This is a genomic window from Dyella marensis (assembly GCF_049532885.1).
Lineage (GTDB): Bacteria > Pseudomonadota > Gammaproteobacteria > Xanthomonadales > Rhodanobacteraceae > Dyella_D > Dyella_D marensis.
Map to the genome: position 1 here is coordinate 5092327 of NZ_CP064029.1, position 20185 is coordinate 5112511.

General features: G+C 65.8%; 12 protein-coding genes and 1 pseudogene. 6 read left to right on the forward strand and 7 right to left on the reverse strand.

The window, feature by feature from the left end; all coding sequences use genetic code 11:
• Positions 1-14: 14 nt before the first annotated feature.
• Together ISN75_RS22340 and ISN75_RS22345 are read right to left on the reverse strand one after the other, a co-directional pair.
• Complete coding sequence (locus ISN75_RS22340; protein WP_168648822.1) at positions 15-1235, reverse strand: RtcB family protein; 1221 nt, start codon at positions 1233-1235, stop codon at positions 15-17.
• Between the two features lie 448 nt (positions 1236-1683).
• Positions 1684-3234: a TROVE domain-containing protein gene (locus ISN75_RS22345; protein ID WP_168648823.1), complete on the reverse strand. Its 1551-nt coding sequence runs from the start codon at positions 3232-3234 to the stop codon at positions 1684-1686.
• Between the two features lie 167 nt (positions 3235-3401).
• On the opposite strand from ISN75_RS22345, the pseudogene rtcR reads away from it, so the two are divergent.
• Positions 3402-4919 (forward strand): annotated as a pseudogene (gene rtcR / locus ISN75_RS22350) (RNA repair transcriptional activator RtcR); the annotation flags it as partial.
• A 178-nt stretch (positions 4920-5097) separates the two neighbouring features.
• Here rtcR and ISN75_RS22355 read toward each other — a convergent pair.
• From ISN75_RS22355 to rpmH, 5 genes are all read right to left on the reverse strand, one after another.
• Positions 5098-7686, reverse strand: a complete 2589-nt coding sequence (locus ISN75_RS22355; protein ID WP_343820421.1) for an FtsK/SpoIIIE family DNA translocase — start codon at positions 7684-7686, stop codon at positions 5098-5100.
• 249 nt (positions 7687-7935) lie between these two features.
• Positions 7936-9279: a tRNA uridine-5-carboxymethylaminomethyl(34) synthesis GTPase MnmE gene (mnmE, locus tag ISN75_RS22360; protein ID WP_343820419.1), complete on the reverse strand. Its 1344-nt coding sequence runs from the start codon at positions 9277-9279 to the stop codon at positions 7936-7938.
• A 58-nt stretch (positions 9280-9337) separates the two neighbouring features.
• The gene (yidC, locus tag ISN75_RS22365) at positions 9338-11068 is read right to left on the reverse strand and encodes a membrane protein insertase YidC (protein WP_343820417.1); all 1731 of its coding nucleotides are present in this window, start codon (positions 11066-11068) and stop codon (positions 9338-9340) included.
• 96 nt (positions 11069-11164) lie between these two features.
• A complete protein-coding gene (rnpA, locus tag ISN75_RS22370; protein ID WP_167252870.1) occupies positions 11165-11542 on the reverse strand; it encodes a ribonuclease P protein component in 378 nt (125 codons plus the stop codon).
• A gap of 26 nt (positions 11543-11568) precedes the next feature.
• On the reverse strand, positions 11569-11706 hold the full coding sequence (rpmH, locus tag ISN75_RS22375) for a 50S ribosomal protein L34 (RefSeq protein WP_019464789.1): 138 nt from the start codon (positions 11704-11706) through the stop codon (positions 11569-11571).
• A 205-nt stretch (positions 11707-11911) separates the two neighbouring features.
• Between rpmH and dnaA the strand changes: the two genes are divergently transcribed.
• The 5 genes from dnaA (at position 11912) to ISN75_RS22400 (ending at position 19976) form a co-directional block, all read left to right on the forward strand.
• Positions 11912-13267, forward strand: a complete 1356-nt coding sequence (dnaA, locus tag ISN75_RS22380; RefSeq protein WP_167252869.1) for a chromosomal replication initiator protein DnaA — start codon at positions 11912-11914, stop codon at positions 13265-13267.
• A gap of 266 nt (positions 13268-13533) precedes the next feature.
• Positions 13534-14634 (forward strand): DNA polymerase III subunit beta, encoded by a 1101-nt coding sequence (gene dnaN / locus ISN75_RS22385; protein WP_167252868.1) that lies wholly within the window; start codon positions 13534-13536, stop codon positions 14632-14634.
• A 97-nt stretch (positions 14635-14731) separates the two neighbouring features.
• Positions 14732-15826: a DNA replication/repair protein RecF gene (gene recF / locus ISN75_RS22390; protein WP_168648828.1), complete on the forward strand. Its 1095-nt coding sequence runs from the start codon at positions 14732-14734 to the stop codon at positions 15824-15826.
• A gap of 67 nt (positions 15827-15893) precedes the next feature.
• Positions 15894-18308, forward strand: coding sequence for a DNA topoisomerase (ATP-hydrolyzing) subunit B (gyrB, locus tag ISN75_RS22395; protein ID WP_343820414.1), 2415 nt, complete (start codon positions 15894-15896; stop codon positions 18306-18308).
• Between the two features lie 378 nt (positions 18309-18686).
• Positions 18687-19976, forward strand: coding sequence for a tetratricopeptide repeat protein (locus ISN75_RS22400; protein WP_208399626.1), 1290 nt, complete (start codon positions 18687-18689; stop codon positions 19974-19976).
• Positions 19977-20185 lie beyond the last annotated feature (209 nt).

Sequence of the window (20185 nt, forward strand, 5' to 3'; positions counted from 1 at the left end):
GCGTTTCCTTTCTCTCAACCCTTGACGCAAACCACCTGGCGCAGCGTATGCACGATCTCGACCAGGTCGCGCTGCGCTTCCATCACCGCATCGATCGATTTGTACGCCGCCGGCGACTCGTCGATCACCTCCGCATCCTTGCGGCATTCCACATGCGCGGTCGCCTCGCGATGCTGCTCCAGCGTGATCAGCTTGCGCGCGGCGGTACGGCTCATCACGCGGCCGGCGCCGTGGCTGCAGCTGTGGAAGCTCTGCTCGTTACCCAGGCCGCGCACGATAAAGCTCTTCGCGCCCATGCTGCCGGGAATGATGCCGAGCTCGCCGCGCTTCGCGCTAACCGCGCCCTTGCGGGTCACCAGCACGTCCTTGCCGAGATGATGTTCACGGCTTACGTAGTTATGGTGGCAGTTCACCGCCTCGGCCTGCGCCTCGAACGGCTTGGGGATAACCTTGCGCACCGCTTCCACCACGTGGCGCATCATGATCGCGCGATTGGCGCGGGCGAAACGCTGCGCCCAGTCCACCGCGAACACGTAGTCGGCGAAGTGCTCGCTGCCTTCCGGCAGGTACGCCAGATCCTGGTCCGGCAGGTTGATCACCCAGCGGCGCATGTCCTGCTTGGCCAGCTCGATAAAGTACGAGCCGATCGCATTACCCACGCCGCGCGATCCGGAGTGCAGCATGAACCACACGCGCTGCTCTTCGTCCAGGCACACCTCGACGAAGTGATTACCCGTGCCGAGCGTACCCAGGTGGCTGAGGTGATTCACGCGCTCCAGCTTCGGATGCTTCTCCACGATGCGCTTGAAGTCCTCGTGCAGCGTGCTCCAGCCCTCCAGCGCGGCCTGCGGCGGGTTTTCCCACGCGCCCTTGTCGCGGCGGCCCGGCGTACGGCCATGCGGCACGGCGGTTTCGATCGCCGTACGCACGCCCTGGAGATTTTCCGGCAGGTCGCTCGCGGTCAACGTGGTACGCGCGGCGATCATGCCGCAGCCGATATCCACGCCCACCGCGGCCGGCACGATCGCGCCGACGGTCGGCACCACCGAGCCGACGGTCGCACCCTTGCCCAGGTGCACGTCCGGCATCACGGCCACCCAGCCGTGGATAAAGGGCAGGCGGGCGATATTGATCAGCTGCTCGCGCGCCTCGTCTTCCAGCGGCACGCCGCGCGTCCACAGCTTGATCGGCGCCGCGCCCGGAAGATGGATCACATCGTAGTTGCGGTTTTCCATGGCCTCGTTTCCTTTGCCCGGGCTGTTGCGCCGCCGGGCCGGCGTGTCTCGAAGAGCTGCGGCGACAAAGTAGGTGAACCGTCCTGCTCTACCGCTGAGCTACGCCACCATAGATGCGGTGGCGGCGGGACTCGAACCCGCGACCCGGAGCTTATGAAGCTAGTAGGTCCACCGGCATTCGCCGCGGTGAAAAAGTGCGCATGGGGCAGCGACAAACAAATGACGAACCGGCTTGGGATAGTAGGTCCGCCGGCATTCGCTGCGCCGTGCGCTTGCGGCGACGAAAGTGATGAAAGCATCCCGCTTGCGCGGGCCGGGATTTGAACCCGTCGCCCGAAGGCTTCTCCAAGTAGCTTTCATCGGCATTCGCCGCAAACTCAAAAGTATGTCCTTCCCTGGCCCCGGCAGGCCCATTCCTGCCGGGGTACTACGCTGCCATCCGTGGCGATCACAACTCCATGGCCTGGATGCGTTCCTCCCAATGGCCCGCATGCTTGCCCTGCGCGATGCCCGCTACCAGCTCGAACACCGCATCGCTGAAGCCGCCGATATGGAACACGTCCGGCGCTTCCTTCGCCTGGCTGGTGCCGTACGGCTGCAGGTCGATGCAGACCAGCCGCGCCCTCGGGTTGCGCGCCTTCAGCGCCGCCCACTGGCGCATCGTTTCGGTACCGCCGCGCTGGCGCGTATCCAGCCAGCTCTGGTTGTCCGACACGATCACCACCAGGTCCGGCGCCGTGCGCTCATGGTTGAGCAGCGCCAGCGGGGCGCTTACGCAGGTACCGCCGCCGACCATCCGGGCGATGTCGCGTGCCTGGCTCATCACGCTGTCGCGCGGATTGAGCTTGATCGCGCGCACCGCTTCGGCGAACGGCACGATCCGCGTCTTGCCATGCCGGCGGCGGAAGCAGGCCGCGATCAGCGCCGCCACTTCCACGCAGGTCGCCACGCTGGTGGCGCCGCGGCGGTAGCCGGTAACCGGCGACTGCATCGAACCGGATACGTCGATCGCCAGCACCACCTCGCCGGACAGGCGCGGCACCGCTTCGGTGGCCACTTCCATGGCGTCCTGCAAGGCTTCGCTGATCGCCTCCGGCATGTTTCCCGCCGCCGCGCGGTAGGCCACCATCAGCTGGTACGGGAACACCCGCGCACGCTTGATCGCCTCGCGCTGGCGCAGACGCGCCGCCACCTGCTTGACTATCGCCGCGTCCTCGAACACGCCCTTGCGCAGGAAGGTGTTGAGGTTCATGCGCGTGGCCTGCCACGAGCTGCGCGCCGCGATCTGCTTCCAATGGCGCGCTTCCAGCGGCAGCGCCGTGAGGTACGGGAACGGCAGGTCGGGCGCCGCGCCGCGCGGATCGGCCTTGAAGGCTTCGTACGCCTGCACCATCGCGGGCAGCGCTTCGGCCTTGTACGGCTTGTCCAGCAGCCACGCATACAGCGCTTCGCGGGACGCATCGAGCGGACGCGGATGCACCATCCGCACGATGTCCGCCAGCGAAGGACGCTCGCCGATCGCCGCCGACATCAGCTGCTCGGTGGTGGCGCGGTCCAGCCATTCGCGCACCAGGCGCTTGGGGCGGGTACCGAGCGACTTGCGGCCAAGCTCGCCGCTGCGAAGCATCTGCACGAAGTTGCGCAGCATGCGGCCATTGTCGATCACGCGGTGGAAGATCTTCTCCGCCAGCGCGCCGTCGCGGCTGGCCAGGTAAGCCACCAGCAGGGCCGGCATGTCCTTCATATGTGCATGGCGGCGGGCGTACAGGGCGGTGCGGGCCACGAACTCCGGCTCCACCGCCGCGCACAGCGCCAGCACCCGGTCCAGCTGCTGCTGGGCATCCGCATGGAAGGTGCTGCTGAGGCAGCCGGTCGCGGCGTACAGCGCGAGGGCGGCTTCGGGCGAGCGCCGATAGGCGGCGCCGCCGGCCTCGTTGGCCGTATTGGCCTTGGGCACCCGGGGACCGCGATGGCTTTGGAAGAGTTGAAGGTTCGGCATGGCTGTTTCTCCGTTTGCCTGGGGAGAGCAGCAAGCGTGCCAAGTCGCCTTTGAATTCGTATCTACATGTTTTTGAAGGAAAACATTGTCGGCGCACTACGGTGTGATGACGCCGGACTTGCTCATTTCATATATTTGGATATCTGCATTTATCTTTGGCTATAGGTATGAAGCCCCAGGTCGTGATCGGATTCCTCGGCACCCAGCTCGATGCCGGCCAGGGCGCCGGCCGCTGGGAGAAATGGCGACCCACCGTGGCGCTGGGCATGCACGAGGATTTCCTGGTGCACCGCCTGGAACTGCTGGTGGATCTGCGCCGCTACGGCGACGTGGCGCGGCAGGTGCAGCAAGACCTGGCCCAGGTCTCGCCGGAGACCGAGGTGCGCCTGCACGACACCTACCTGGCCGACCCCTGGGATTTCGAGTCGATGTACGGCGTGCTGCACGACTTCGCCAAGGGCTACGCCTTCGACACCGAGCGCGAGGACTATCTCGTGCACATCACCACCGGCACCCACGTCGCGCAGATCTGCCTGTTCCTGCTCACCGAGAGCCGCCGCCTGCCCGCGCGCCTGCTGCAGCTGTCGCCGCCACGCAAGCAGCAGGTGGGCGCGAACGGCGGTTCGATCAGCCTGATCGACCTGGACCTGTCTCGCTACGACCGCCTGGCCCGGCGCTTCGAGCGCGAACAGGAAGACGACCGCACGCATCTGAAAAGCGGCATCGCCACGCGCAACGCCGCGTTCAACCGCATGATCGAGCAGATCGAGATCGTGGGCAGCCGCTCCACCGCGCCGATCCTGCTGATGGGTCCGACCGGCGCGGGCAAGAGCCAGCTGGCGCGGCGCCTGTTCGAGCTGAAGAAGGCGCGGCATGAATTGAGCGGGCGCTTCGTCGAGGTCAATTGCGCCACCTTGCGCGGCGATGGCGCGATGAGTGCGTTGTTCGGTCACGTCAAAGGCGCTTACACCGGCGCGGTGGGCGAACGAGCAGGCCTGCTGCGCAGCGCGCATCAAGGCCTGCTGTTTCTCGACGAAATCGGCGAGCTGGGCGCGGACGAGCAGGCCATGCTGCTGCGCGCGCTGGAAGATCGGCGCTTTCTGCCGGTGGGCGGCGACAAGGAAGTGGAGAGCGATTTCCAGCTGATTGCCGGCACCAACCGCGACCTGGGCCGCCGCGTCGCGGAAGGACGGTTTCGCGACGACCTTTATGCGCGGCTCAATATCTGGAGCTTCCATCTGCCAGGCCTGGCGGAACGGCTGGAAGACATCGAGCCGAATCTCGACTACGAGCTGGATCGCCACGCGCAGCATGGCCATCGCGTGACCTTCAACCGTGAGGCGCGCGAACGCTATCTGCGTTTCGCGCAATCCGCCGAAGCCACCTGGCATGGCAACTTCCGCGACCTCGGCGCATCGCTGACGCGCATGGCGACGCTGGCACCGGCGGGGCGCATCACGGTCGACGTGGTGGACGAAGAACTGCAACGCCTGCGCCGGCTGTGGCGCCGCGACGAACAGACGGACGTGCTGCGCGAATGGCTTGGCGCCGAACTCGATGCGCTGGACCTGTTCGACCAGCTGCAGCTGCGCGAAGTGGTCCGCCTGTGCCGCCGCTGCCGCAGTCTTTCGGAAGCGGGGCGCCAGCTGTTCGCCGCTTCGCGCAGCAAGCGCACCAGCACGAACGATGCGGACCGGCTGCGCAAATATCTCGGGCGTTTTGGCTTGAGCTGGGAAACCGTGTCGGGCCGCAACGACGCCTGACGCGTAGGTTGGGGTGAGCCAGAGGCGAACCCCAACAATGCGCGACGCTCGGGCGTTACCGCGTTGGGGTTCGCCCACGGCTCACCCCAACCTGCGCTTGCTATTCGGACGGAGCAGGCGCGAGTACGTCGCGCTGCCCGTTGATCCCCATCGGCGACACCAAGCCTGCCGCCTCCATCGCTTCTACTAGCCGCGCCGCACGGTTGTAGCCGATGCGGAACTGCCGCTGCACGAACGAGATCGACGCGCGGCGCGTGCGCAGCACGAAGGCCGCGGCTTCGTCGTAGAGCGGATCGAGTTCGGCATCCGCGCCTTCCTCGGGAAACAGCTCGCCGTTGCCGCCTTCGCCGGGCGGGCCGGCGAGGATTTCGTCCTTGTAGTCCGGCTCGCCGTATTGCTTGAGGTGCGCCACGACGCGGTGCACTTCCTCGTCGGCGACGAACGCGCCGTGGATGCGCTGCGGGTAGCCGGTGCCCGGCGGCAGGAACAGCATGTCGCCCTGGCCGAGCAGGCTTTCGGCGCCCATCTGATCGAGGATCGTGCGCGAGTCGATCTTCGAGGACACCTGGAAGGCCACGCGGGTGGGGATGTTCGCCTTGATCAGGCCGGTGATCACATCCACCGACGGACGCTGCGTGGCCAGGATCAGATGGATGCCGGCGGCGCGCGCCTTCTGCGCCAGGCGCGCGATCAGTTCCTCGATCTTCTTGCCGGCCACCATCATCAGGTCGGCCAGCTCGTCGATCACCACCACGATCATCGGCAGCGTATCCAGCGTCTCGGGGATTTCCGGATGCGCGGGGAAGGGGTTGAGCAGCGGCCGGCCGGCGGCGCGCGCTTCGCGCACCTTGTGGTTGTAGCCGGCGAGGTTGCGCACGCGCAGGTCGGACATCACGCGGTAGCGGTTTTCCATCTCGGCCACGCACCAGGCCAGCGCATTGGCAGCGAGCTTCATGTCGGTGACCACCGGCGCGAGCAGATGCGGGATGCCTTCGTAGACCGACAGCTCCAGCATCTTCGGGTCGATCATGATCAGGCGCACCTCGTCCGGCGTGGCCTTGTACAGCATCGACAGGATCATGGCGTTGACCGCCACCGACTTGCCGGAACCGGTCGTGCCGGCCACCAGCATGTGCGGCGCGCGCGCCAGGTCCGCCACCACCGGCTCGCCGGTGATGCCCTTGCCCATGGCCAGGGTGAGCAGCGAATCGGAGCCGCGGTATTCGCGCGAATCGAGGATCTCCGACAGCGCGATCATCTGGCGCTGCTCGTTCGGCAGCTCCAGGCCCATGCAGGTTTTTCCGGGGATCGTCTCGACCACGCGGATCGAGGTACGGCCGAGGCCGCGCGCCAAGTCCTTCATCAGCGCGACGATCTGGTTGCCGCGCACGCCGACGGCGGGTTCGACTTCGAAGCGCGTGATGACGGGGCCGGCCGAGGCGCCGACCACGCTGACCGGCACCTTGAACTCGCGCAGGCGCTGTTCGATCAGTTCGCCGGTTTCGGCGAGCTGGGTTTCGCTGACGGTAGTGGAACCCGGCGGCGGCGGGGCGAGCAGGGACAGCGGCGGAACCAGCACGTTCGTGCGCGGCCGCGACGGGGTCGGCGCCGGCACAGGAGCCGCGGGGACCGGCTCGTCGTCGTTGGCGGCGAGACGGCGGGATGATGCCGGAGCCGTGCGGGAGACCTGCGGCGCCGGGATGAAGTCGGGTGCGTCTTCCGCGGTGTCCGCCGCTGTGGATTCGATCGGCCTGGATTCGATCGGCCTGGATTCGATCGGCGCGAATTCGACTGGCGCCGATTCGATCGGCGCGGATTCGACGATGGCGCGTTGCGCGATCGCGGGCTCAATCGTCCGCATCGCCGCGACGGCCGGGCTTTCGATCCCGAGGGGAGCGTGCGTGCGCACGCGAGCATCGATGTCCGTCCTCTGGGCTCGAACCTGCGCACGCGCAGGCGGCTCGTCCGCCGAAGCACGTTCGGCCGCGGCCGCCATCGCCGCGGCGATACGTCCGGTCGATACCCGCGGCGCCGAAACCGGCGTGACGCGAGGCTGCTTCCAGGGCTCGCGGATCACCGCTTCGGGCGTGGGCGTTTTCGTGCGCTGCGTATCCGCGCCGGAGAAAGGTGCCGCGCGCTCCATGACCGGCGAGGATGGGCTGGCCGGCGCAACAGGCGGACGCCGCGCCGCATGCTGCGCCTGCCGCCGCGCCGCCGTTGCCGCACCGGCGCGGCGTACGGCGCCGCGCTGTCGACGCGCAGGAAAGCGGACGCCGCGCGCTGCGAGCAGCCGCTCGATCGCGCCAGCGAAGCCATCGACCTTCGAGGAAGTCCCCGCGAACAGCGCGCGCCACGACAGCCCGGGATACCAGCGCAGAGCGACTGCCAGCATCGCCAGCATCAGCAGCGAGGTGACCGTTGCGCCGAAAACAGAGGCGAGGCCGCCGGCCAAGGCACGGCACACCACGCCACCAGCCGCCGGATCGTCCGTGTAATGCGCGACGACCAGGCCTTCGAGCGTGGCGCTCGACAGCAACACCAGGAGTCCGCCCAGCACATGGCGGATCGTGCCCTCACCACCCACCGGCCGCTTGCGGCCTTTGGCGACGAGGGCGCGCAAGCCGCGCCAGAGCAGTGGAATCAACCAGAGAGTGGACAGCCCGAAGGCGCCGAACAAGAAAGTGAGCATGCCTGCGTTTCGACCGGAACAGCGCCCCGCAAACTCGGCATGTTAGCGCCAAGGCGTCATCCGCTGTACTAGAAGATGCGATAAGCGTTTGTTGTGTCGAGCGCCACGCCACAGGGAGAGGTCCTACTGTGGCGCCTTTCGCGGGTTGCTGGCGCGGGTCATTGATGACTGTCCGGCCAGACGGGCGCAACGGGAGCTGGCCAAGCGTCTAAAGAAGAAGGGCGACCAGCGTTCGCCCACCGTTCGTTTTCACTTGCCGATGCAGAACGAACTGAAGATCGCCCCCAGCAGGTCGTCGCTGCTGTAGGTGCCGGTGATTTCGCCCAGTGCGTGCTGCGCGTGGCGCAGTTCTTCCGCGGCCAGCTCGCCCGCGTGCACGTCGAGCAGCACGGATGCGGTGCGGTCGAGATGTTCGGAGACCCGTTCCAGCGCGAGCACATGGCGGCGGCGGGCGCTGAAGGCGCCTTCGCCGCTGCCGGCGCCGGCGAGGCGCTTGAGGTGGTCGCGCAGCACGTCGAGGCCTTCGCCGGATTTGGCTGAGGCCCATAGCCACCAGACGCCAGCGCGTGTTTCGCTGTGCGAGGGACGGCGGTCCAGGTCGATCTTGTTCACCAGCACGATGCGTTCGACGTCGGCCTGCACGTCGGCGAACAGCTGCTGGTCCGCGTCGGCGCCGGCGGCGTCGGTGACGAGCAGGGCGACGTCGGCGCGGGTGAGCTCGTGGCGCGCGCGGCGGACGCCTTCGCGTTCCACCGGATCGTCCGTTTCGCGCAGGCCGGCGGTGTCGGCCAGTTCCAGCGCGACGCCGTCGAGGTCGAGGTTTTCGCGCAGCACGTCGCGCGTGGTGCCGGCGATGTCGGTGACGATGGCGCGGTCGCTGCCGGCCAGTGCGTTGAGCAGGCTGGATTTGCCGGCGTTGGGGCGGCCGATGATGGCCACGCGCAAGCCATCGGTGAGGCGCACGCCGCGCTGGGTTTCGCGCAGCAGCCTGCTGAGTTGCTCGCGCAGCGCGTGCAGCTGGCGGGCGATCGCGGGGTCGGCGAGGAAGTCGATTTCCTCTTCCGGGAAATCGATCGCGGCTTCGATATGCACGCGCAGCAGGATCAGCGCCTGCAGCAGCTCGTCGACGCGGCGCGAGAACACGCCTTCCATCGAACGCAGCGCCGCGCGCGCGCCGGCCTGTGAACCGGCGGCGATCAGGTCCGCGACGGCCTCGGCCTGCGCGAGATCCAGCTTGCCGTTGAGGAAAGCGCGCTCGGTGAACTCGCCGGGACGCGCCAGGCGTGCGCCGAGTTCGCAGACGCGGCGCAGCAGCGCGTCGAGCAGTACCGCGTTGCCGTGGCCCTGCAGCTCCAGCACGTGTTCGCCGGTGTAGGAGGCGGGGGCGGGGAAGTACAGCAGCAGGCCACGGTCGATCAGCTCACCGTTCGCATCGCGGAAGGCGGCAAAGTGCGCGTGGCGCGGTGCGGCGGCGCGACCCAGCAGCGTCTGTGCGATCGCCGGCACCGCCGGACCCGATATGCGCAACACACCGACGCCTGCGGCTCCGGGTGCGCTGGCGACGGCAGCGATGGTGTCGGCGGTGTGGCTCATACCCGGGAGATTATCGCCGCCGCCTAAGAAAAAGGCCGCTTGCGCGGCCTTTTCTTCATCAGGCGGTCTTGGCCTTGTGATCGGCCCGGTCCACCTGGCGGGTGATGAACCACTGCTGGGCCAGGCTGGTCGCGCCGTTGATCACCCAGTACAGCACCAGGCCGGACGGGAAGAAGGCGAACAGCACCGCGAACAGGATCGGCATCACCTTCATCATCTTGGCCTGGGCCGGATCCATGCCGGTGGTGGGCGTAAGCCACTGCGTGGCCAGCATCACCAGCACGTAGATCGCCGGCAACACGAACAGCGGATCGGGCGCGGACAGGTCGTGGATCCAGCCGAAGAACGGCGCCTGGCGCAGCTCCACGCTTTCCATCAGCACGCGGTACAGGCCCAGGAACACCGGGAAGGTGACCAGGATCGGCAGGCAGCCGGCCATGGGGTTCACCTTCTCCTTCTTGTACAGCTCCATCATGGCCTGCTGCATCTTCATCTTGTCGTCGCCATAGCGCTCCTTGAGCGCGGTGACGCGAGGCTGCAGCTTGCGCATGCGCGCACCGGAGCGGAACTGCGCGGCGGTGAGCTTCCACAGCGCGGCCTTCAGCAGCAGCACCAGCAGGATGATCGCCACGCCCCAGTTGCCGCTGATCGCGTGCAGCTGCGACAGCAACCAGTGCAGCGGCTGCGAGATGACGGTGAGCCAGCCGTAGTTGGTGGACAGCTCCAGGCCCGGCGCGATCGCGTCGAGCGTGCCCTGCAGCTTCGGACCCAGGTACAGGCGCGAAACGGCGGTGGCGCTCTGGCCCGGCGCCACGTTGAGCGACGGGCCGACGGTGCGGATCAGGTAGTACGGCTGCGCCGTATCCGGATTGACGACGCTGGTGGAGTAGCCGTTCGCTTCCTGCGCCGACGGAATCCACGCGACCACGAAGTAGTGCTGCAGCATCGCGGCCCAGCCGCCGGTGATGGAGCGCGCGAGCGGCTTCTTCTGGAAGTCGGTGAAGGGCAGGGTTTCGAACTTGTCCTGCGGGCTGTACCAGCCGGCGCCGAAGAAGCTGTGCGCGGCAGGGTCGGTGTAGTTCTGCAGCCAGGTGCGGTTGTTGACCTGGCCCGCGCGCTGTAGCTGCTCGTAGGCGTTGCCCTGCCAGGCCACCGACGCGCCGTTGTCGATCTTCTGCTGCATCGAGACGTCGTAGCTGCCGCGCTTGAGCGTATAGCTCTTGGTGACCTTGAGGCCGGCGGCGTCCTGCCAGGTAAGGTCCACCTTCAGTTCGTTCTGGCCTTCGGCGAGCTGGTAGGCGGTCTGCGCGCTGTCGAACACCGACAGATGCGTCGGCGCGACCGGCGCGCCATTGCCCTGCGCGCTGGCCAGGCCGCTCTGCGCCACGAAGAAATGCTCGGGCTGCTCGTCGAGCAGGCGCACCGGCGCAGGGCTCGGGTCTTTCTTGGTGATCGGCACCGACGGGTAGTGCAGCAGTTCGGACCGCACCACGCTGCCGCCGCGGGTGTCGACCGTCAGGCGCAGCACGTCGGTGGTGATGGTGATCAGCTGGGCCTTGGCTTCGGTCGCGCTGCCGCCGTTGGCGGGTACTGCAGCGGCGCCGGTGCTGGAGCTGGAGCTGGCGGCGGGCACGTTGCCGCCGTTGTCGGCGGAAGGCACCGCGGCGCTGCTGGCGCTCGCCACCGGCGCGGGGACCGGCTTGGGGCTGTAGTCCTTGTCCCAGGCCATCCACAGCAGGTACGCCACGGCGAGCAGGGCAAAGGTGAGGAACGTGCGCGTTTGATTCATCGCGTGACAGATCCGGTGAGCGCCGCGGCTCCGAGCCGCGGAGAGGAAGGCGGGAAAAGGGTCAACGCGCGATTGTGCCGGCCGCGTGGCCCGGCATCAATGCGAGCCGGCCTTGGATATGGGCACGGATCGCTGCGACACCAGCTTCTTCCACAGCTGGTCGATCTCGGCCAGCAGTTCGGGGCCGGGCAGGCCGCTGGCCTGGTCGCGCGCCATCACCAGCAGGTCGACGGCCGGAAGCTGGGTGCGGATGCGCCGGAAGGATTCGCGCACTAGGCGCTTGATGCGATTGCGCTCGACGGCGCGCTTGGATACGCGCTTGGAGATGGCCAGCCCGAGGCGGGGCTCGCCGAGTCCGTTGTCCCTGTAGCGCACAGAAAAACAGCGGCCGCCGAGGCGGCCGCTGGCATGGCGCATCGCTGCAAAGTCACCGGCGCGACGGATCCGCGACTCGCGCGGCAGTCCGGCACGCATCGGTGCTGTGCCTGTGACCGCGGCGCTTACGGGATCAGGCGCTTGCGGCCCTTGGCGCGACGGGCGTTCAGGATCTTGCGACCGTCGGCCGTGGCCATGCGGGCACGAAAGCCGTGCGTGCGGGCGCGCTTGAGCTTGCTGGGCTGGAAGGTCCGCTTCGACATGGCTTCCTCCTCGTTGGTATGTGGATAAAAAGGTTGGAAATTATGCCGCGCGCTTGCGGGCCCTGTCAAACCCCCGCTGCAACGAGGGTTTGCGTATCCTGTGGATAATTGTGTGGATAGGCCCTGGCCGAGAACCGGCAAGCTGCTGTTAGACTTTCCGGTCCACCCCGCGCGCAAGCGCCCCTGCTGTGGTTGAAGAATACCCATGAGTGATCTGTGGCGGCGCTGTCTCGAGCGTCTCGAAGGCGAATTGAGCGCCGAGGACGTGCACACCTGGCTGATGCCGCTGCAGGCTCGCGACGACACCATGGGTCTGCAGCTGTTCGCGCCCAATCCCTACACCCTGGACACCGTGCGCGAGCGCTATCTGCCGCGCATCGAAGCCATGCTCGCCCAGCTGACCGGGCACGAACTTTCCGTGCGCCTGGAAGTGGGTTCGAGCGCCGCGCGCGTGCCGCAGCGCCCGGCTTCGTCCATGGCGCGCCCCGCGCCGGCGCCCGCCGTGGCCGAACCCGCGCCGACGCAGCCACCCGCGCCCTTCAGCCATAACCTGGACCCGCACTACACCTTCGAAACCTTCGTCGAAGGCAAGTCCAACCAGCTGGGCAAGGCCGCCGCGATGCAGGTGGCGATGAATCCGGGCCGCGCCTACAACCCGCTGCTGCTGTACGGCGGCACCGGCCTGGGTAAGACCCACTTGATGCATGCCGCCGGCAACCTGATGCGCGAGCGCAATCCGGACTTCAAGGTGCTGTACCTGCGTTCGGAGCAGTTCGTGGGCGCCATGATCGAAGCGCTGCGCACCAAGAGCATGGACGAGTTCAAGCGCCGCTTCCGCTCGGTCGACGCGCTGCTGATCGACGACATCCAGTTCTTTGCCGGCAAGGACACCACGCAGGAAGAGTTCTTCCACACCTTCAACGCGCTGTTCGAATCCAAGCAGCAGATCATCCTGACCTGCGACCGGTACCCGAAGGAAGTGGACAAGCTGGAGCCGCGCCTGAAGTCGCGCCTGGGCTGGGGCCTGTCGGTGGCGATCGAGCCGCCGGATTTCGAGACGCGCGCAGCGATTCTGCTGGCCAAGGCGCACGAGAAGGGCGTGGCGGTGACGGAGAACGTGGCGATGCTGCTGGCCAAGCGCATCCGCTCCAACGTGCGCGACCTCGAAGGCGCGCTCAACACGCTGGCCGCGCGCGCCAATTTCTACGGCAAGCCGATCACCACCGAATTCGCCGAGGAAACGCTGCGCGACCTGCTGGCCACGCACGCCCAGGCGGTGACGGTGCCCAACATCCAGAAGCAGGTGGCCGACTACTACCAGGTGCGCCTGCAGGATCTGCTGTCCAAGCGCCGCGTGCGTTCGCTGGCCAGGCCGCGGCAGTTCGCGATGGCGCTGTCCAAGGAACTGACCGAGCACAGCCTGCCGGAGATCGGCGAGGCGTTCGGCGGGCGCGATCACACCACCGTGCTGCACGCCTGCCGCACCATCAAGAAGCTGTGCGAGACCGATACGCGCATGCGCCAGGACTGGGAACAGCTGATCCGCATCCTTACCGGTTGAGGTGATGAAGCGGAGAAATCGGCACCGGTGGGGATAAGCGCTTGAAAAGGGATGGTAGAAGCTGTGGATAATAGGTGGACGTTCGAGGGCTCCCCAGTTATCCACAAGCGACCCACACGCTGCGGGCCTGTTAAAGCACACCGTCTTTTTGTTTCAAGTTTTTGATTCTTAAGTGGAAAACGCGGTTTTCAAGTTATCCACGGCACCTACAACCACCACAGAACTTCTTTTAAAAACAGAACAGCAGGTTTAGGGGAAGCGCCTACATGCAATTCAGCATCCAACGAGAAGCTCTGCTCAAGCCGCTGCAACAGGTGGTGGGCGTCGTCGAACGTCGCCAGACCCTGCCCGTGCTCGCGAACCTGCTGGTCAAGGTCGGCGACGGCAAGCTTTCGCTGACCGGCACCGATCTCGAAGTCGAGATGGTTGCCACCACGCCGGCCGACAAGCTGGTCGACGGCGAGATCACCATCCCGGCGCGCAAGCTGTTCGATATCGTGCGTGCACTGCCCGATGGCGCGCAGATCGAGTTGAAGCTCAACGGCGATCGCATCGCGCTCAACGCCGGACGCAGCCGCTTTACGCTGGCCACGCTGCCTGCCACGGAATTTCCCACCATTGACGAGATCGAGCTGGTGGAGCGGGTGAGCTTGCCGGAAGAAGTACTGCGGGATCTGATGGAGCGCACCGCGTTCGCCATGGCGAACCAGGACGTGCGCTATTACTTGAACGGCATGCTGCTGGATCTGCAGGAACACACCCTGCGCTGCGTAGCCACCGACGGCCACCGTCTGGCATTGAAGGAAACCAAGCTGGACAGCAAGGTTTCCACCCGCCGCCAGATCATCATTCCGCGCAAGGGCGTGAACGAGCTGATCGGCTTGTTCGAAACCGGCGACGGCCAGGTGGAACTGGAGTTCGGCCGCAATCATCTGCGCGTGCGCCGCGGCGACGTGGTGTTTACCTCGAAGCTGATCGACGGCCGTTTCCCGGACTACGAGGCGGTGATCCCGCTCGGTGCGGACAAGTCGGCCACGCTGGATCGCGAAGTGCTGCGCAGCGCGCTGCAGCGTGCTGCGATTCTGTCGAACGAGAAGTACCGCGGCGTAAAGCTGGAGCTTTCGTCCGGGAAGCTGCGCATCGTGGCGCACAACCCGGAGCAGGAAGAGGCTGTGGAAGAGCTGGAAGCCGAAACCGTGGTTTCGGATCTGGCCGTGGGCTTCAACGTCGGGTATCTGCTGGATGCGCTGTCGGCACTGCGCGGCGAGCGGGCACGCCTGAATCTGCGCGATGCGCAGTCCAGCTGCCTGGTGCAGGAAGACGACAGCGAAGAGGCACGGCACGTGATCATGCCGTTGCGCCTCTGATGGCAGCAGGGATGCGGGCCGGATCGGTCAGCATGCCAGCCAACAACGCCGGAGCCGTCGAAAGACGCTCCGGCGTTCTTGCTTCTGGGCTTGCGTCATGAGGTTGGAGCGTCTGCGGATTCGCGGGCTGCGTTGCCTTGCCGAAGCGGATATCGAGCTGGGCGAGGGGATTCATGTCTTTGTCGGGGCGAACGGGGCAGGCAAGACGAGCGTGCTGGAGGCGGCGTTTCTGCTTTCCCATGGCCGTTCGTTCCGTAGTGGCGGGGCAAAGGAGGTCTTGCTGCAGCGGGGCGCGTCATCGCTTTCCGTGTTTGGTGAGATTCGCCATCAGGATGGTCGGATCGGACGGGTTGGCCTTGGGCGTGAGGGCGCGCGCTGGGATGCGCGCCTGGATGGACGGAGCGCAAGCCTCGGCGAGGTCGTCAGTGAATGCGCCGTGGTGTGCTTTGAGCCTGGCTCTCATGCACTGATCGCCGGCGGTGCCGAAGAGCGTCGTCGTTATCTGGATTGGGGCGTGTTCCACGTGGAACATGAGTTTCTGTTGGCTTGGCGGCGCTATCAGCGCGCGTTGAAGCAGCGAAACAGCTTGCTGAGGTCGAACAGCCCGGTCGCGCCGGAACTCTTCCTTTCCTGGGAGGCGGAGCTTTCCCAAACCGGCGAGCGAATCCACTTTATGCGGGTTCGTTATCTGGACCAGCTACTGCCGCACCTGGAACAGACCATCGGCGGCCTGCTTCCCGAATTGGGAGCGATCGAGCTCCGCTATCGCCGTGGCTGGCCTGAAGAGCGGGACCTGGCCGAGGTCTTGGCGGATCAGCGCGATAGGGACCTCTCCCGCGGCCACACCACGCAGGGCGTACACCGCGCCGAGTGGTCTATCAGCTTTGAGCATGCCCCTATGCGGGAGCATCTCTCGCGCGGACAGGAGAAGTTGACTGCCCTAGGGTGCCTGCTTGCTCAGGCCGCCTTATTTGCCAGCCAGAAGGGCGAGTGGCCGGTCGTTTGCCTGGATGATCTTGCTTCCGAACTCGATCTCGCGCACCAGACGGCCGTGGTGGGGCAGTTGGCTGGGGTCGGTGCCCAGGTGCTGGTCACGGGAACTGAGCTTCCTGCGCCCTTACAGAGCCTCTCAGCGCATGTGTTCCACGTGGAACAAGGGAAAGTCGCCGCGCCTGCTATAATTACTTCTTAGTGTCCCTGTTCCGGTTTCCATGGCGCCGTACCGGGCAGGGCAGATGGCGCCAGGAAACGATCAAGGCATGAACTCATCCTACGATTCGAGCAACATCAAGGTACTCAAAGGTCTTGAAGCGGTGCGCAAGCGCCCCGGCATGTACATCGGCGACACCGATGACGGCACGGGCCTGCACCACATGGTGTTCGAAGTCGTCGACAACTCCATCGACGAAGCCCTGGCCGGCTACTGCGACCACGTCATCGTGACCATCCATGAGGATGGCTCGGTCAGCGTCAGCGACAACGGCCGCGGCATCCCGGTCGGCATCCATCCGGAAGAAGGGCGTTCCACCGCGGAAGTGGTGATGACCGTGCTGCACGCCGGCGGCAAGTTCGACGACAACTCGTACAAGGTGTCGGGCGGCCTGCATGGCGTGGGCGTGTCGGTGGTGAACGCGCTGAGCTCGCACCTGTGGCTGACCATCTACCGCGAAGGCCAGGAGCATCAGCAGGAATACGCCATGGGCGAGCCGCTGTATCCGGTCAAGGTAGTGGCGCCCTCGGCCAAGCACGGCACCACGGTGCGCTTCCTGCCCAGCAGGGAAACCTTCTCCGACGTCGAGTTCCATTACGAGATTCTGGCCAAGCGCCTGCGCGAACTGGCCTTCCTCAACTCCGGTGTCACCATCGACCTGAAGGACGAGCGCGGCGAAGGCCGCCACGACACCTTCGCCTACGAGGGCGGCATCCGCTCCTTCGTGCAGCATCTGTCCCAGCTGAAGACCGCGCTGCATCCCAACGTGATCAGCCTGAATGCCCAGCAGGACGGCATCTCGGTGGATCTGGCGATGCAGTGGACCGACTCCTACCAGGAGACGATGTTCTGCTTCACCAACAACATTCCGCAGCGTGACGGCGGCACCCATCTCACCGGCTTCCGCGCGGCGCTGACCCGTTCGCTGCAGGGCTATATCGAGAAGGAAGGCCTGGCCAAGAACGCCAAGGTCGCGCTCTCCGGCGACGATATGCGCGAAGGCCTGATCGCCGTGCTGTCGGTGAAGGTGCCGGATCCTAAGTTCTCCTCGCAGACCAAGGACAAGCTGGTTTCCTCCGAGGTGAAGACCGCGGTGGAGCAGGCCGTCAACGAGAAGCTCGGCGAGTTCCTGCTGGAGCATCCGAACGAAGCCAAGGCCATCGCCTCCAAGGTGGTCGACGCCGCCCGTGCCCGTGAGGCCGCGCGCAAGGCTCGCGAGATGACCCGCCGCAAGGGTGCGCTGGATATCGCCGGCTTGCCGGGCAAGCTGGCCGACTGCCAGGAGAAGGATCCGGCGCTGTGCGAACTGTTCCTGGTCGAGGGTGACTCCGCAGGCGGTTCGGCCAAGCAGGGCCGCAACCGCAAGACCCAGGCCGTGCTGCCGCTGAAGGGCAAGATCCTCAACGTCGAGAAGGCGCGCTTCGACAAGATGCTGTCCTCGGCCGAGGTCGGCACCCTGATCACCGCGCTGGGCACCGGCATCGGCAAGGAGGAGTACAACCCGGACAAGCTGCGCTACCACCGCATCGTCATCATGACCGACGCGGACGTGGACGGCTCGCACATCCGCACCCTGCTGCTGACCTTCTTCTACCGCCAGATGCCCGAGCTGATCGAGCGCGGCCACGTCTATATCGGCCTTCCGCCGCTGTACAAGGTGAAGCAGGGCAAGCAGGAGCAGTACCTGAAGGACGACGCGGCCCTCAACACGTACCTGATCGCCAGCGCCGTCGACAACGCCGAGCTGACCTACAGCCCGGATGCGCCCCCCGTCACCGGCGAAGCGCTGGAAAAGCTGCTGCGCGACTATCAGGCGGCGCTGGATCAGATCGAACGCCTGGGCCATCGCTTCGACGCGAATGTGCTGACCGCCTTCCTCGAGCATGCGCCGGTGGAACCGTCGTTGTGGACGGATCCGGCGGCGATGCAGACCTGGCTCGACGGCGTGGCCAAGCGCCTGGCTTCCAGCGGCCTGGGCAAGCCGCGCTACCGCCTGGCGCTGCGTCCGGCAGTGGACGAGCAGCCGGCGGCGATCGAGGTGGTGCGCGACCAGCACGGCCTGAGCCACACCTGGCTGCTGCCGCAGCCGTTCTTCGCCGGCTCCGAGTTCCGCCCGATCCTGCACGCCAGCCAGCAGGTCGCCGGCCTGGTGCAGCAGGACGCCGTGGTCCGCCGCGGCAATGCTTCGCGCGGCGTGCTCAGCTTTGCCGACGTGCGCAGCTGGCTGCTGGACGAGGCGAAGAAGGGCCGTACCATCCAGCGCTTCAAGGGCCTGGGCGAAATGAATCCGGAGCAGCTGTGGGAAACCACGGTGAACCCGGAGACGCGCCGCATGCTGCAGGTCGGCATCGAGGACGCCTTCGTCGCCGACCAGATGTTCTCGATGCTGATGGGCGAGGCGGTGGAGCCGCGCCGTGAATTCATCGAAGCGAACGCGCTGAAGGTGGCGAACCTCGATATCTAAATTCGAGCGCTCGCCAGAGGGCCTGTCTTGCCCGTCTCCGGACGATGCATGCAGGCCCTTTTCTTTGCCCGCGTGCACTAATGCATTAGCACGCGATTACGGGCTGCGAGGCCGGATTCAAGCTCTATCGACTTTGGTCGATAACGACATGATTTGCCGCGCACGAGACAATCGGACGATTCTCTAGGGTTTGTACGCGAACGCCTACGTGACCTCTGGCGGGGTCATCTCGAAATAGATTCGCGAGGGAATGTTGCAACTTATTGATTTTTAACAAACTTTGTTGCGGCGCTGCGACTTGTTTCCTAGCGCCTGCTCGGGTTACGCTCAACGATCCCCCGCGCACTCTTGTGCGTGAAACCTTACACGAGGACTGCCATGAAGCACGTTCCCCTGATCAAGATGCTCGCCGGAGCGGCGCTTGCGCTGACCCTGGCCAGCAGCCCGGTGATCGCGAAAGACAGCAATTCCAAGGACAAGAAGGAAGCGCTGTATCCGAACGCGACCCGTGCCGAGCCGAAGCTGGACCTCACCAGCGAGAAAGATCAGAAGGCACTGAACGACGGCCTCGACGCAGTCAATTCGCAGGACAAGGCGAAGGCGGAGCAGATCCTCCAGCCGATCATCGACAGCAGCAAGAGCAAGTACGCCCAGGCGCTGGCCCTGCAGGGCCTGGCCAACCTGCACTACAACGAGCAGGACGTGAAGGGTGCGATCGACCTGCTGAAGCGCGCGCTCGACATCGGCGTCATGCCGAACGACACCTACTTCCAGCTGCAGTACATGCTCGCCCAGTTCTACCTGGCCGACGAGCAGTATCAGCCGGCCATCGACACCATCGAGAAGTGGCGCGCCGACGGCAAGAAGGAAACCGCCGAGTCGTACGCGCTCGAAGGCAATGCCTACTACCGTCTTGAGAAGTACCCGCAGGCGATCGCCGCGGTGAAGAAGGCGCAGTCGCTCACCGACAAGCCGAACGACAGCTGGAACCAGATCCTGATGGCCAGCTACGCCGAGTCCGGCCAGGGCGACCAGGCCGCGCAGCTCGCGCAGCAGCAGCTCGCCGCCAACCCGAACGATTCGGCCGCGCTGAACAACGCCGTCGCCGTGCTTATGCAGTCGCAGAAGTATCCGGAAGCGATCCAGCTGATGGAGAAGTCGAAGGCCGCCGGCGCGTTCAAGAGCGAGAAGGACTACGTCAATCTCGCCAAGCTCTACCTGGTCACCGGCCAGGACAGCTCCGATCCCAAGCCGAACGCCGCCAAGGCCGTTGCCGCCCTCAACGAGGGCATGAGCAAGGGCGTGGTGACGGACAGCTACGACAACCTCAAGCTGCTCGGCGATGCCTCGTATGTCGCCGACAAGCCGGCCGATGCCATCAGCGCCTACAAGAAGGCGATGGGCAAGGCGAGCGACGGCGAAGCGGCGGTCCGCGCGGGCCAGCTGCTGATCAGCGAAGGCAAGAATGCCGAAGCGAAGACGCTGATCCAGCAGGGCATCGACAAGGGCGTGCAGCACAAGGGCACGGCCTACATGCTGCTGGCGGAAGCCTGCCGTGGACTCAAGGACAAGCAGGGAGCGATCGCAGCCATGCAGAAGGCTGCACAGGACCCCGCCACGGCCGACAAAGCGAAGGCCTGGTTGAAGACGGCAGGAGCCGGCAAGTAAGGCCAGCCACGGCGTTTTCAAGTGCAATCTGAAGGGGCGGATGGACGTCCATTTATCTGCCCCTCAGATGCTATACAAACGCCATGTGCTGGTGTACCGTTGAAACCTTCCCGTGTTCGTGTCCAGTGGCAAATGTCATCCTTCGTGGAGGCAACTTGCCGCCAAGTGTCGTGACCACGTCTCACCGATTATCCAGCTTCAGATTAGTG

What these genes read in the sequence shown, in the direction of transcription:
- ISN75_RS22340 (WP_168648822.1), bottom strand. Translation starts at nt 1,235, where the DNA reads ATGGAAAACCGCAACTACGATGTGATCCATCTTCCGGGCGCGGCGCCG.
- rnpA (WP_167252870.1), bottom strand. Translation starts at nt 11,542, where the DNA reads ATGCGTGCCGGACTGCCGCGCGAGTCGCGGATCCGTCGCGCCGGTGAC.
- dnaN (WP_167252868.1), top strand. Translation starts at nt 13,534, where the DNA reads ATGCAATTCAGCATCCAACGAGAAGCTCTGCTCAAGCCGCTGCAACAG.
- ISN75_RS22355 (WP_343820421.1), bottom strand. Translation starts at nt 7,686, where the DNA reads ATGCTCACTTTCTTGTTCGGCGCCTTCGGGCTGTCCACTCTCTGGTTG.
- ISN75_RS22400 (WP_208399626.1), top strand. Translation starts at nt 18,687, where the DNA reads ATGAAGCACGTTCCCCTGATCAAGATGCTCGCCGGAGCGGCGCTTGCG.
- gyrB (WP_343820414.1), top strand. Translation starts at nt 15,894, where the DNA reads ATGAACTCATCCTACGATTCGAGCAACATCAAGGTACTCAAAGGTCTT.
- ISN75_RS22345 (WP_168648823.1), bottom strand. Translation starts at nt 3,234, where the DNA reads ATGCCGAACCTTCAACTCTTCCAAAGCCATCGCGGTCCCCGGGTGCCC.
- dnaA (WP_167252869.1), top strand. Translation starts at nt 11,912, where the DNA reads ATGAGTGATCTGTGGCGGCGCTGTCTCGAGCGTCTCGAAGGCGAATTG.
- recF (WP_168648828.1), top strand. Translation starts at nt 14,732, where the DNA reads ATGAGGTTGGAGCGTCTGCGGATTCGCGGGCTGCGTTGCCTTGCCGAA.
- mnmE (WP_343820419.1), bottom strand. Translation starts at nt 9,279, where the DNA reads ATGAGCCACACCGCCGACACCATCGCTGCCGTCGCCAGCGCACCCGGA.
- rpmH (WP_019464789.1), bottom strand. Translation starts at nt 11,706, where the DNA reads ATGTCGAAGCGGACCTTCCAGCCCAGCAAGCTCAAGCGCGCCCGCACG.
- yidC (WP_343820417.1), bottom strand. Translation starts at nt 11,068, where the DNA reads ATGAATCAAACGCGCACGTTCCTCACCTTTGCCCTGCTCGCCGTGGCG.